At 59.3% G+C, this 13027-nt stretch carries 14 protein-coding genes; 4 read left to right on the forward strand and 10 right to left on the reverse strand.

Annotated features, from left to right (window positions below; translation table 11 throughout):
- Positions 1–4: 4 nt before the first annotated feature.
- Entirely contained in the window at positions 5–484 is a 480-nt protein-coding gene (locus tag AD665_RS18480; RefSeq protein ID WP_003186867.1) for an RNA pyrophosphohydrolase, read from the reverse strand.
- A gap of 143 nt (positions 485–627) precedes the next feature.
- Between AD665_RS18480 and AD665_RS18485 the strand changes: the two genes are divergently transcribed.
- Positions 628–1284 (forward strand): histidinol-phosphatase, encoded by a 657-nt coding sequence (locus AD665_RS18485; RefSeq protein ID WP_053193091.1) that lies wholly within the window; start codon positions 628–630, stop codon positions 1282–1284.
- A 94-nt stretch (positions 1285–1378) separates the two neighbouring features.
- Here AD665_RS18485 and AD665_RS18490 read toward each other — a convergent pair whose 3' ends face one another.
- Both AD665_RS18490 and ilvA read right to left on the reverse strand, forming a co-directional pair.
- Positions 1379–1807, reverse strand: a complete 429-nt coding sequence (locus AD665_RS18490) for a DUF2269 domain-containing protein (protein WP_024777957.1) — start codon at positions 1805–1807, stop codon at positions 1379–1381.
- Positions 1808–1849: 42 nt separating this feature from the next.
- Positions 1850–3364 (reverse strand): threonine ammonia-lyase, biosynthetic, encoded by a 1515-nt coding sequence (gene ilvA, locus AD665_RS18495; RefSeq protein ID WP_053193093.1) that lies wholly within the window; start codon positions 3362–3364, stop codon positions 1850–1852.
- Between the two features lie 137 nt (positions 3365–3501).
- On the opposite strand from ilvA, the gene rpiA reads away from it, so the two are divergent.
- Positions 3502–4176 carry a ribose-5-phosphate isomerase RpiA gene (gene rpiA, locus AD665_RS18500; RefSeq protein ID WP_053193096.1) on the forward strand — a complete coding sequence of 225 codons (675 nt, stop codon included), beginning with the start codon at positions 3502–3504 and terminating at the stop codon, positions 4174–4176.
- Between the two features lie 150 nt (positions 4177–4326).
- Here the strand turns inward: rpiA and AD665_RS18505 are convergent, their stop codons facing one another.
- The 4 genes from AD665_RS18505 to AD665_RS18520 form a co-directional block, all read right to left on the reverse strand.
- On the reverse strand, positions 4327–5235 hold the full coding sequence (locus AD665_RS18505) for an SdiA-regulated domain-containing protein (RefSeq protein WP_024777960.1): 909 nt from the start codon (positions 5233–5235) through the stop codon (positions 4327–4329).
- Positions 5236–5351: 116 nt separating this feature from the next.
- On the reverse strand, positions 5352–6284 hold the full coding sequence (locus AD665_RS18510; RefSeq protein WP_024777961.1) for an SdiA-regulated domain-containing protein: 933 nt from the start codon (positions 6282–6284) through the stop codon (positions 5352–5354).
- 231 nt (positions 6285–6515) lie between these two features.
- Positions 6516–7181: a fumarylacetoacetate hydrolase family protein gene (locus AD665_RS18515; RefSeq protein ID WP_024777962.1), complete on the reverse strand. Its 666-nt coding sequence runs from the start codon at positions 7179–7181 to the stop codon at positions 6516–6518.
- A gap of 40 nt (positions 7182–7221) precedes the next feature.
- Positions 7222–8616, reverse strand: coding sequence for an FAD-binding oxidoreductase (locus AD665_RS18520; RefSeq protein WP_053193099.1), 1395 nt, complete (start codon positions 8614–8616; stop codon positions 7222–7224).
- Between the two features lie 202 nt (positions 8617–8818).
- Between AD665_RS18520 and serA the strand changes: the two genes are divergently transcribed.
- Entirely contained in the window at positions 8819–10048 is a 1230-nt protein-coding gene (serA, locus tag AD665_RS18525) for a phosphoglycerate dehydrogenase (protein WP_024777964.1), read from the forward strand.
- 144 nt (positions 10049–10192) lie between these two features.
- Here the strand turns inward: serA and AD665_RS18530 are convergent, their stop codons facing one another.
- Positions 10193–10615: a DUF4399 domain-containing protein gene (locus AD665_RS18530; protein WP_024777965.1), complete on the reverse strand. Its 423-nt coding sequence runs from the start codon at positions 10613–10615 to the stop codon at positions 10193–10195.
- Positions 10616–10748: 133 nt separating this feature from the next.
- On the opposite strand from AD665_RS18530, the gene AD665_RS18535 reads away from it, so the two are divergent.
- Positions 10749–11327 carry a transporter substrate-binding domain-containing protein gene (locus AD665_RS18535; protein ID WP_053193102.1) on the forward strand — a complete coding sequence of 193 codons (579 nt, stop codon included), beginning with the start codon at positions 10749–10751 and terminating at the stop codon, positions 11325–11327.
- Between the two features lie 85 nt (positions 11328–11412).
- On the opposite strand, the gene AD665_RS18540 is transcribed toward AD665_RS18535, so the two are convergent.
- Both AD665_RS18540 and AD665_RS18545 read right to left on the reverse strand, forming a co-directional pair.
- Positions 11413–12042, reverse strand: a complete 630-nt coding sequence (locus tag AD665_RS18540; RefSeq protein WP_053193105.1) for a class I SAM-dependent methyltransferase — start codon at positions 12040–12042, stop codon at positions 11413–11415.
- 118 nt (positions 12043–12160) lie between these two features.
- Positions 12161–12931, reverse strand: a complete 771-nt coding sequence (locus AD665_RS18545) for a hypothetical protein (RefSeq protein WP_024777968.1) — start codon at positions 12929–12931, stop codon at positions 12161–12163.
- Between the last annotated feature and the right edge of the window lie 96 nt (positions 12932–13027).

Below are 13027 nucleotides of genomic sequence, written 5' to 3' on the forward strand. Positions count from 1 at the left end.
GTCGTCAGTCGCGCGTCAGCAGGCGCGGGGCAAGCTCTTTGAGAGCGCGTCGATACACCTCGCGCTTGAATGTCACCACCTGGCCCAGCGGATACCAATAGCTGACCCAGCGCCAGCCATCGAACTCCGGTTTACCGGTCAAATCCATCCGCACCCGCTGCTCGTTGGAGATCAGGCGCAGGAGAAACCATTTCTGCTTCTGGCCAATGCACAGCGGTTGGCTGTGCGTTCTGACCAAGCGTTGCGGCAAACGATAGCGCAACCAGCCTCGGGTGCAGGCGAGTATTTCAACATCTTCACGCTCCAGCCCCACTTCTTCGTTCAACTCGCGGTACAAAGCCTCTTCCGGCGTCTCCTGGGGGTTGATCCCGCCTTGAGGAAACTGCCAGGCGTCTTGATTGATACGGCGAGCCCATAGTACCTGCCCGGCATCATTCGTAAGAATGATCCCCACATTGGGTCGGAAACCATCGGGATCGATCACGGCAACAACCTCGCAAGCGCATGTCGCCGCATTGTTCCACAAAGGTTGTGAAAGCAGCAACGAGCCCGCCCAGGTTATGTGCACTCTTGTGAAAAGTCCGTATTCTGAACGCCTTTCTTCAGAAATTTCAGCGAGTAACTGCAATGCGGCTGGCCTTATTCGACCTGGACAACACACTGTTGGGCGGCGACAGCGATCACGCCTGGGGCGATTACCTGTGTGAGCGCGGCTTCCTGGACGCCGTCGCGTACAAGGCGCGCAACGATCAGTTCTACCAGGATTACCTGGCCGGCAAGCTCGATAATGCCGAATACCTGAACTTTTGCCTGGAAATCCTCGGTCGCACCGAAATGGAGGTGCTGGCCCAATGGCACCTGGACTACATGCGCGATTGCATCGAGCCTATCGTGTTGCCCCAAGCCATCGAACTGTTGGATAAGCACCGTGAAGCTGGCGACAAACTGGTGATCATTACCGCCACCAACCGCTTCGTCACCGCTCCGATTGCCGAGCGCCTGGGGGTCGAAACCCTGATCGCCACCGAGTGCGAGATGATCGATGGGCGCTACAGTGGACGCAGCACCGATATTCCCTGCTTCCGCGAAGGCAAGGTGGCTCGCCTGAATCGCTGGCTGGAAGAAACCGGGTATTCCCTCGACGGCAGCTACTTCTACAGTGATTCGATGAACGACTTGCCGTTGCTGGAGGTGGTTTCGCGTCCGGTCGCCGTGGATCCGGACCCGAACCTGCGGGCTGAGGCCGAGAAACGCGGTTGGCCGGTGATCAGTCTGCGCGACTGATATCGCCATCGCGAGCAGGCTCGCTCCCACATTGGAATGCGTTTCCCCTGTGGGAGCGAGCCTGCTCGCGATGAAGCCGACTCGGTTCCAGATCCTAGACCGGCTTGGCGCCCATCAACCCGGCAATGGCGATCAAGCAGACAAAACTGAACAGCGCCAAGGCCAAGGTAAAGGTGCCATTGCCCGCCGTCGGCAGCCTGCGCCGCTTGTTCAGTCGCACCAAAAGCCAGAACCCTGCAAGCGCCGCCAAGGTATAGAGAATGCTGGAGGCCAGCAGCCAGGTCTGTCCCAACGGCCAGCCGATCTGATGAACCATCCACCAGCCCGTGAAGGGCAGGCTCGCCAGGGAAAGCCCCATCACCAGCCAGACGAACACCCGCGGGCGTTGCAATACGCGGGCAGATGCCGTGGCGTCACCGTTGCGGCGTGTTCGCCAAACCCAGATAGCCAGCCCCACGGCGCCCACCAGCAGCAGGGCAGTAGCCAGGACGTGAGCGATCTTCAGCGCGGTCAACGTTTCCATTGTTCGATTTCCTTGAGCCGTGCCCAACAGCCTAGCTCTTTATCAACCCAGGAATAACTGGTACGCCGGGTTATCGCTTTCATCCCAGTACGGATAGCCGATCTCCTCGAGGGCGGCTGGTACCAGATGGCGCTCATCGTGGGGCACTTGCAAGCCAGCAACCACACGGCCGTCCGCCGCGCCATGGTTGCGATAATGGAACATCGAAATGTTCCAGCGTCCGCCCAGCTTGTTGAGGAAGTTGAACAGCGCGCCCGGACGTTCAGGGAATTCGAAGCGAAGCACCACCTCGTCGATGACATGGGCCGCGTGCCCGCCGACCATGTGGCGGATATGCAGCTTGGCCAATTCGTTGTCAGTCAGGTCCAGGACCGGGAAACCTTGCTCGGTCAGGCTGGCGATCAGTGCGCTGCGTGGGTCGCTCTCCGGATGCGTCTGCACGCCTACGAAGATGTGCGCCTCGCTGCCGGTGTTGTAGCGGTAGTTGAATTCGGTGATCTGGCGCTTGCCGACGGCCTCGCAGAACGCCTTGAAGCTGCCTGGTTGCTCGGGAATGGTCACCGCGATGATTGCTTCGCGACCCTCGCCAAGTTCAGCGCGCTCGGCCACGTGGCGCAGGCGGTCGAAGTTGACGTTGGCACCGGAGTCGATGGCGACCAGGGTCTGGCCACTGATGCCGCGTGACTCGACGTATTTCTTGATCCCGGCCACACCCAAGGCGCCGGCAGGTTCGGTGATCGAGCGGGTATCGTCGTAGATATCCTTGATTGCCGCGCAGATCTCGTCGGTGCTGACGGTGATGACTTCATCGACGTGATGCTTGCAGATATCAAAGGTGTGTTGGCCGATCTGTGCCACGGCGACGCCGTCGGCAAACAGGCCGACAGTCGGCAACACCACCCGCTCGCCAGCGGCCATGGCGGCCTGCAGGCAGTTGGAGTCGTCGGGTTCGACACCGATGACCTTGATTTCGGGGCGCAGGTATTTCACGTAGGCCGCGATCCCGGCAATCAGCCCGCCACCGCCCACCGGAACGAAAATCGCGTCCAGGCGCCCCGGATGTTGACGCAGGATTTCCATCGCCACCGTGCCCTGCCCGGCAATGGTGTGGGGATCGTCGTAGGGATGGATATAGACGTAACCCTTTTCGTCGACCAGTTTCAGCGAATAGGCCAGGGCCTCGGGGAACGAGTCGCCGTGCAACACCACTTTGCCGCCACGGGAGCGCACGCCTTCAACCTTGATTTCCGGGGTGGTCTTGGGCATCACGATGGTGGCTTTCACACCCAGGACCTTGGCGGCCAGGGCCAGGCCCTGGGCATGGTTGCCCGCCGACGCTGTGACCACGCCGCGTGAACGCTCTTCATCGCTGAGCTGGGTCAGCTTGTTGTAGGCCCCGCGAATCTTGAACGAGAACACCGGCTGCAAGTCTTCGCGCTTGAGCCAGATGCTGTTGCCCAGTCGCTCGGAAAGCTGGCGAGCGTTCTGCAGCGGGGTTTCTACTGCGACGTCGTAGACGCGCGAGGTGAGGATCTTTTTGACGTACTGTTCAAGCATCGGAAAGCATCACTGGGCGGGTTGGGCAGGGTCAAGGAGTCTAACCCGGCTTTTGGCCGGGCGACCACACGAATCCCGAGGTTTTGTTGGGTTATACTCGCGTCCCTCTTCACTCCCTGCCCGTTTTCGGAGCCCGCATGACCCAGGATCAACTCAAACAGGCCGTGGCCCAGGCCGCCGTCGACCTCATCCTCCCGAAACTGGATGACAAGAGCATCGTCGGGGTCGGCACCGGCTCCACCGCCAATTGCTTCATCGACGCGCTGGCACAGCACAAGGGCGCCTTCGACGGGGCGGTTGCCAGCTCCGAAGCCACCGCCGCGCGGCTCAAGGGCCACGGGATCCCGGTGTATGAGCTCAACACCGTGAGCGACCTGGAGTTCTACATCGACGGCGCCGACGAAAGCGACGCGCACCTGAACCTGATCAAGGGCGGCGGCGCGGCCCTGACCCGCGAGAAGATCGTCGCGGCGGTGGCCAAGACCTTCATCTGCATCGCCGACGCCAGCAAACTGGTGCCGGTACTCGGCGCGTTCCCGCTGCCGGTCGAAGTCATTCCGATGGCTCGCAGCCACGTGGCCCGCCAACTGGTGAAGCTGGGCGGCGATCCGGTGTATCGCGAGGGTGTGCTGACCGATAACGGCAATATCATCCTGGATGTGCATAACCTGCAGATCACCAACCCGGCGGAGCTGGAAAGCCAGATCAACGCCATCGTCGGTGTGGTCACCAATGGTTTGTTCGCTGCCCGTCCGGCGGATGTCCTGTTGCTGGGCACTGCGGAAGGGGTGAAGACCCTGCGGGCCGAGTAAACAGGGAAAAAGCCCGGTCTTCTGCTCGAAGTCGGGCCCCTGTGGGAGCGAGCCTGCTCGCGATAGCGATTCACCCGTCACATCAGCGTTGAATGTGAAACCGCTATCGCGAGCAGGCTCGCTCCCACATGGATTTATGGCAGGCCTGGTTCAAGGCTGTTTCTTGAACACATAGAACAGGTTCGGCTCGCTCACCAGGTACAGAGTGCCGTCATCGTCCATGGCGATGCCTTCGGCCTGGGGGACATTTTTTTGCAATCCCTGGCGACCTTTGCTCAACGACAGGGTGCTCAGGGGTTTCCCGTCGATATCCAGCTCGATGATCAACCGCGACTCATCGGACAATGCCAGCAAATGGCCGCTGCGCTCATCGTATTGCAGGCTCGACAGGTCGCGCACGAACAGTCCGGCATCGCGCTTGGGGTTGTTGATGACGTGGACTGCGTAAGATTTTTCTGAGTTGTGATGGGGAAAACCCTGCACTTCATAAATCAGCATCGGGTCGCGCTCCTTCGCGACGAACAGCCGCTTGCCCACTGAATCGTAAGCCAGTCCTTCGAATCCTTTGTTCTTGCTCATGTGCACGCCGAGGGTCATCTGTTCGGCGTCGGCCGCGTCGAGAAACCGGGTGCCTTCATCCAGGTGTATCTTGATCAGCCGCTGTTGGCGCTCGTCACTGATGACGTAAATGTCTTCGCTGATGAACTCCACCGCTTCCGGGTCACCGAAGCCGATCAGCGCCACCCGGCGCAGGATTTTGCCGTCCAGTGACAGTTCGATCAGTTCGGCATTCTTGTTGGTGACGGTGAACAGGCTCTTGCGTACCGGATCGAAGGTCAGTGCCGATACGTCATCGAGACCTTCGATCACCAGGGCCTCTTTCGTAATCCGGTACTGATCCAGGGCGATGGCCTGCTCATTTGCGGGTTGCCAGAGGGTATTGAGGTTGAACCAGGCCCGTTCGAACAGGCGCAGGTACTGACCCGCCGTGATCAGGGCGATCAGGGCGATTGCCAGCAACATCAGGATCAAGGGCTTGGGACGGGCAAGTCGACGCATGGGGTGGGCTCGGTAAGAACAGGTGGCTGGAAATATCACAGCGGCCTGAACTGAAGCTTAATGGCTGTGTGCCACACCCTACGGCGAAGGAGAAATTACCTTACAGAGTTGCGCTGTCAGCGTTGTTTTTCGAAACGATAGAACAGGTTCGGCTCGCTGACCATGTACATGTTACCGGCTTCGTCCACGGTGACGCCTTCGGCGCGGGGGATGGTGTTCTTCAGCCCGTTGAAGCCGCCCAGCAAGGTCATGAAACTGACTTGCTGGCCTTTTTTATCAAGCTCCAGCAGCAGATGTGAATCGGCCGAAAGCACCAGCATATGACCGGTTCGAGGATCTATCGCCAGGGCCGAGAGGTTGCGCATATCCAGTTCATTGCTGGTATGGATCTGCTTGTCACCCTTGAGCAGCAGGCTGCCATCGCTTTTCCAGGTGAACAACGCTGGCGGGCGTTCCTCGCCCAGCACCAGTTGCTGGTTGCGTGGATCCCAGACGACCGCTTCGAACCCCTTGTTCTGGTTCTTTGAAGGGCCAAGGTCGTAGTCAGGGAAATCGCTCTTGTTCAACTCCCGCGTATCGGTGTCGACGTGAACGATCGACAGTGTGTGGCTTCGCTCATCGGTAATGGCCAGTAGTCCGTTCTCCATGAAAGAGACCCCTTCAGGATTACTCCAGCCCACCAAAGGCATCTTGCGCAGCACGTCGCCCTGCAAGGTCAGCTCCACCAGGAACGGATTCTTGCCCATCACGGCAAACAGGGTCTTGGTCTGTGGGTTGTAGGTCACATCGGACGCTTCATCCTTCTCCATGCCAGGGAGCGGCTTGGCGTCGATCACGGCTGTGTAATCCGGCAGCCAGACGCTTTCCTGGCGTAGAGCCGGGCTTTGAAAGTGTTCCTTCACCCATAGCAGGCCCCGGTCATCCCAATGCATCGCAAACGCCAATCCATAAGCGGCAGCCAGCGCCAGCAGCGACCAGGCATACCGGGGCAGGGCAAAGCGGGAGCGGCGGGCAGGTTTGGCGTGGGGCAGTACTTGGGTCTTGGCCATCGGTGATTGCGTTCCAGGAATTCGGGCTGGGGAATGGCTGGCTCAGATGCCGCATTCTTCGGAATTATCCGGATGGCATGTGAAAAAAACGGTAAATCGTGGGGTGGATGCCTTAAAACCCTTGTGGGAGCGAGCCTGCTCGCGATAGTGGTGTGTCAGGCAACATCAATGTTGCAGGCAGACCGCGATCGCGAGCAGGCTCGCTCCCACAGAAAGGAGATGACGCAGCTGTCAGCAAACGCTGCTTTCGAAACGGCTCGCGCCCGGCAGTTCCAGCACCAGCTCATCACCCACATTCAACGGGCCGACGCCCGCCGGGGTGCCAGTGAGGATCACGTCGCCAGCCTGCAGCGAGAAGCAGCCGGCCATGTATTGGATCATCGGCACGATGGGGTTGAGCATCAGACTGCTGTTGCCATCCTGGCGCACTTCACCGTTGATGGTGAGGCGCACGGGAATGTCTGTCAGGTCGGCAAAGGTGGCGTTCGATACGAATGGCCCAATCACCGCGGCGCCGTCGAATGACTTGGCAACTTCCCACGGCAGGCCCTTGGCCTTGAGTTCGGCCTGTTTGTCCCGAAGAGTCAGGTCCAGGGCCGGAGCAAAGCCGGAGATGGCGTCGAGGACTTCTTCGACGCTTGGCCGGGTCGACAGCGGCTTGCCGATCAGCACGGCAATTTCCGCTTCGTAATGCACCGAACCCCGGTCCACTGGAATGCTGAAGCTGCCTTCCAGCGGCACCACGCAACTGCCGGGTTTGATGAACAGCAAGGGTTCGGTGGGCACCGGGTTATCCAGTTCCTTTGCATGTTCGGCGTAATTACGGCCAATGCACACCACCTTCCCGACCGGAAAGTGGATGCGGGTACCGTCGACATACTGGTGCTGATAGCTCATTACCGACTCCTGTTTTCTGAAACTTATCAGGTGCTTTTCATCACACCGCGAAAATCTTGCCCGGATTCATGATGCCGTTCGGGTCGAATGCGGCCTTGATGGCTTTCATATATTCGATTTCCACCGGCGAGCGACTATAGGTCAGGTAGTCCCGCTTGGTCATGCCTACGCCGTGTTCGGCCGAGATCGAGCCATGGTATTTCTCGACGATCTCGAACACCCATTTGTTCACTGTCGCACACTTGGCGAAAAATTCATCCTTGCCCAGGTTCTCCGGCTTGAGAATATTCAGGTGCAGGTTGCCATCGCCAATGTGGCCGTACCAGACGACTTCGAAGTCCGGGTAGTGTCTGCCGACGATTGCGTCTATTTCCTTGAGAAAATCCGGGACGTTCGAGACAGTCACCGAAATGTCGTTCTTGTACGGCATCCAGTGGGAGATGGTTTCCGAGATGTATTCACGCAGCTTCCACAGATTCTGTAGCTGGGTTTCGCTCTGACTCATCACGCCATCGAGCACCCAGCCCTGTTCCACGCAGTGCTCGAAGGTAGCCAGGGCGTGATTGGCAACGTCTTCGGTAGTGGCTTCGAACTCCAGCAGAGCGTAGAACGGGCAGTCGGTTTCGAACGGTGCCGGCACGTCGCCCCGACCCATGATCTTGGCCAAGGCCTTATCCGAAAAAAACTCGAAGGCGGTCAGGTCGAGTTTGCCCTGGAAGGCGTGGAGCACGGGCATGATCGAATCGAAGTCCGGCGTGCCGAGCACCATTGCCGTGAGGTTCTTCGGCGCCCGATCCAGGCGCATGGTGGCCTCGACCACGAAACCGAGGGTGCCTTCGGCGCCGATGAACAACTGCCGCAGGTCATAGCCAGTGGCGTTCTTGATCAGATCCTTGTTCAGCTCCAGCAGATCGCCCTTACCGGTGACAACTTTCATCCCGGCTACCCAATTACGGGTCATGCCATAGCGAATCACCTTGATCCCGCCGGCATTGGTGCCGATATTGCCGCCAATCTGGCTGGAACCAGCCGAAGCGAAGTCCACCGGGTAGTACAGCCCATGCTCTTGAGCCTTGTTCTGCATTTGTTCGGTGATGACGCCCGGCTGGCAAACGGCGGTGCGGTCGGTGAGGTTCACCCCGAGAATCTGGTTCATGTAGTCGAATGAGACGACCACTTCGCCGTTGGCCGCCACGGCTGCGGCGGAAAGCCCGGTGCGTCCGCCCGAAGGCACCAGGGCGATCCGGTGTGCATTCGCCCAGCGTACGATGGCCTGGACCTGTTCGATGGTCTTGGGGAAAACGATGGCACTCGGCGCCGGGGCGAAGTGTCGGGTCCAATCCTTTCCATAGGCTTGCAGGGAGTCGGCATCGGTCAGCACCTTGCCAGGCTCGACCAGGGACTTGAGCTCTTCTATCGGGGCAGGATTGGTCATCGGCAAAACTCTCGAACAATTCATGGTCACCCTGAGAACGCTTCATGTCGCAGAATGAGTGTTTGCAGGTCGCATATGCTAGCATACCGCCCCCGTAGAACAGCGCCGAAGGCCGTTCTGCGGCGACGGCCATCAAGCCGGTCGGGCCAGCGTCGCGCGGTCCGATTCCCTGCCATTTTTTCCGGGACACAGGTTTACGCAGATGAGCAAGACTTCTCTCGATAAGAGCAAGATCAGGTTCCTTCTCCTCGAAGGCGTCCACCAATCGGCTGTCGACGTCCTCAAGTCGGCGGGCTATACCAGTATCGAGTACATCACCAGTTCTCTGCCGGAAGCCCAGCTCAAGGAAAAGATCGCCGATGCTCATTTCATCGGCATTCGCTCCCGCACCCAATTGACCGAAGAGGTCTTTGACCACGCCAAGAAACTGGTGGCGGTCGGCTGCTTCTGCATCGGCACCAACCAGGTTGACCTTGACGCGGCTCGCGAACGCGGTATCGCGGTGTTCAACGCACCGTACTCCAACACCCGTTCCGTTGCCGAGCTGGTGCTGGCCGAAGCCATCCTGCTGCTGCGCGGCATCCCCGAGAAAAACGCTTCCTGCCACCGTGGCGGCTGGATCAAGAGTGCGGCCAACTCCTTCGAAATCCGTGGCAAGAAGCTGGGGATCGTCGGTTATGGCTCGATCGGCACCCAGTTGTCGGTCCTGGCCGAAGGCTTGGGCATGCAGGTGTTCTTCTACGACACCGTGACCAAGCTGCCACTGGGCAACGCCACCCAGGTCAACGATCTGCATGAGTTGCTGGGCATGTCCGACATCGTGACCCTGCATGTGCCGGAAACCGCGGCGACCCAATGGATGATCGGCGAGAAGGAAATCCGCGCCATCAAGAAGGGCGGGATCCTGATCAACGCCGCCCGCGGCACTGTGGTCAAGCTCGATGCGCTGGCCGACGCGATCAAGGACAAGCACTTGATCGGTGCTGCCATCGACGTGTTCCCGGTGGAGCCGCGCTCCAACGACGATATCTTCGAAAGCCCGCTGCGTGGCCTGGACAACGTGATCCTGACCCCGCACATCGGTGGCTCTACCGCTGAAGCCCAGGCCAACATCGGTCTGGAAGTGGCGGAAAAACTGGTCAAGTACAGCGACAACGGTACTTCGGTATCGTCCGTGAACTTCCCGGAAGTGGCCCTGCCGGCGCACCCTGGCAAACACCGCCTGCTGCACATCCACGAAAACATCCCGGGTGTGATGAGCGAGATCAACAAGGTCTTCGCGGAAAACGGTATCAACATTTCCGGTCAGTTCCTGCAGACCAACGAGAAGGTCGGTTACGTCGTGATCGACGTCGATGCCGAATACTCGGACCTGGCGCAAGAGAAGCTGCAACACATCAAGGGCACCATTCGGTCCCGCGTGTTGTTCTAAAGAGCAGTGGCGAGCTGTTAGCTTCAAGTGGCATGTAATGAAAAAACGGGAGTCCATATGGACTCCCGTTTTTTATGGCCTGATATAAACCTGTGGGAGCGAGCAGGCTCGCACACAGAGGTATTTACTGTCAGTCAATCACGTTTATTTCACGTTTACGGTGATCTTTTCGGAGACAATCGGCGGATCGAACGGTACATGGCTGAAGTCGCCCAGCTCCAGCTGCAGTGTGTGCTTGCCTGGTGCCAGTTTGATGGTGGCCTCGGTTTGCGCCTTGCCGAAGTGCATGTGGTTGGCGTCGGCCGGAATCGCCGCGCCGGCGGCAGGCAGTTTGTCGACGTCGATCAGCAGGTGATGATGTCCGGTGTTCTTTGTCGTATCACCCGCCGGTGCCAGCGCAACGCCCTCGACGCCGAACTTGACCTTGAATTCCTGGGGGACGGTGGCGCCATCCTCTGGGGATACGAAAAATACCTTTGCGTCTTTAGGCGCGGGCGTTGCTGTCGCCAGCATCGAGGTTCCCAGCAACAGGCCTGCTAAAACTGCACGTGACATAAAGCTTTTCATTTTTTTCTCCAGTTTTTCCGTGAAATCCTGTTGGTCGTGACAACTTCATGACCAATCGTTGTCGAAGCCTGCAACAACCATAGCAAAGCGAGCCTGAAACGAGCGTCGCTTGTACCCATACAAAGGAGTGACCATGCGTTTCCTGCCTGGCCTGATCTGCCTGCTACCCCTTCTGAGTCCCCTGGCCCATGCCGAGCTGATTGATGACGTCAATGATCGTGGCGAATTGCGCATCGCCCTCGAAGCCAATGCCGCTCCCTTCAACTTCAAGGAGGACGGCAAGCTCAGCGGCTTCGAAGTGGAACTGGGCCAGATGCTGGCCAATGAACTCGATGTGCGCGCCGACTTTGTGGTCACCGATGCCGCGGATCTGCTGAGCGGCGTGGAAAGTGGCAAGTACGATGTCGCCATCAACCACATAGCAATGACCCCGGAACTGGCGGAACGTTTCGACACCAGTGCTGCTTACAGCCACCCGGATGCGCAGCTGTTGGCGAAGAAGGAGGACGCACCGCGCCCGCTCATGATGGCGCAGTCTTTCCAACCGGAAGAAAAGCGCGGTCCGGCACCGAGTCTGGTGATCCCGTTCCAGAAGGGCAACCCGGCGTTCAAGGCCAGCGTGGACAACGCCCTGGCGCGTATCAAGGATGATGGGAGGTTGGAGCAGTTGACGCAGAAGTGGTTGGGTAAGCAGCAACCGGTTGGACAGTAGTGCCGTCATCGCGAGCGGGCTCGCTCCCACCGGGGAATGCCATCACCTGTGGGGACGAACCTGTTCGCGATGAGGTCTTCAAGGGTTAAAGCGTCTTGCGCCACACACTCGCCAGCCATGGCTGTTGCTCCCGGGGCAACCCCGTCGGCCGGTAGTAGTGTTCCAGTTCGACAAAACCGGCTGCGATGAGCAGCGTGCGCCAAGCCTCGAGGTCGTGATAGGCGCCGAAGCGCTGGCCGTTCCAGCCCTCCTGGTTCTCGCCCCGGGGGTTGGAACTGAACAGCACACCGCCGGGCTTGAGGGTGGCATGCAGCTGCCTGAGCACTCTAGGCAGTTCCTGGACGGGAATATGAAACAGTACGGCGTTGGCGAAGATCCCGTCGAAGCGTTCGGTTGGCAGGTCAAGTTGCAGGAAATCCTGTTGCCAGACCTCGCACCCGCTGTCGTGATGGGCCATCCGGGCGAATTCGGCTGAGCCGTCCAGGCCCACCGCCACATGGCCCATGGCGGTGAATTTCTGTAAGTCCCGCCCGGGACCGCAACCGAAATCCAGAATGTGCAGCGGTGTCTGGCCCTGGATATGGCGCAGTAGTGCATCGATATTCTGGCTGACATCGTGATCGCGGGTGCCTTCGCGAAACTCCTCGGCGACGGCGTTGTAATGACCCAGGGTCGTGGTGGTGATGGCGTGCAGGTCTTCGGGAGTAAGTTTCATGGTCGTTGGCTTGGATGGGGAGCGTGGGCGGACTATAGCGCAACAGCATGGCGTCACGACCCGACAGAAACACACTCCCCTTCTCGTACAAGCGTTGGCGTCTCCGGGGGGCTTCGCTTCAAGGCTTCATGCGTCTCGGTTCGGCGGCCATGAGGGGGGCTTTCGGTGGCGTTCTCGAATAGGACCTGGCGCAACCGATCGTCAGCGTTCTGGGTGGCGCCCAGTGGGAGTTGTTGCCCACTCGATCGAGGATGCAATAGGTGACCTCCAGGCGCAGGTCTTCTCCCGCTTCCAGAATGATCTCCGGGGGCACCCAGACATTGACCGGTTGGCCCACTTCGCTTGATTTGATCCGGGGCAAGTCCATGCGCACATCGCCCCAGCGCAAGGTGATTGCATCGTCGACGGCCATGTTCAGGTAGGGCTCAATGGTCAACGGGACTCCGCGTTTGATCTGGCTCGGGTTCACCCCGTGACGACGGATGGCGTCTGGAATACGCACCGGTGCCAACCCTTGGTTTTCATCGCCACTCAGGGTTGATGTCCGGCCGCCTGGGCAATCGAGCTTGACCTGCACCCGATGCGTTGCCGACAACGCTGGTCCGCGCCCGATTCGCATCACACGATAATGGATGCGCGAGCTGCCGTTGACGATGAAGCTCTCCGGCACACGCAGCGTGACGCTGGCTTGTACATCCGCCTCGGTCAGCAGGCGGGAGCCGACGTAGCAGTTGTCCCAGAACAGTTCGATCAGGTCGCCGGTATCCATGCCGGGATAAGGGGCGATGAGCACTTCCAGGCGAGCGGCACCGGTGATGTTGATACCGGTACGGCAGGCATTGGCGAGGGAGGGAGCGGCCAGCTCCGGGATGGTTGACGTACATGTCATGGTGTTCTCCTTGAGGCTTGAAAAACAAAGTCCGTTTCGGAAAGATCAAAGGCGTTGAAATACGCGCCCTACTTCATTGTGAAGTCTTGGATGCGT

Source organism: Pseudomonas corrugata (assembly GCF_001269905.1).
In the GTDB taxonomy this organism is placed as follows: Bacteria; Pseudomonadota; Gammaproteobacteria; order Pseudomonadales; family Pseudomonadaceae; genus Aquipseudomonas; species Aquipseudomonas corrugata.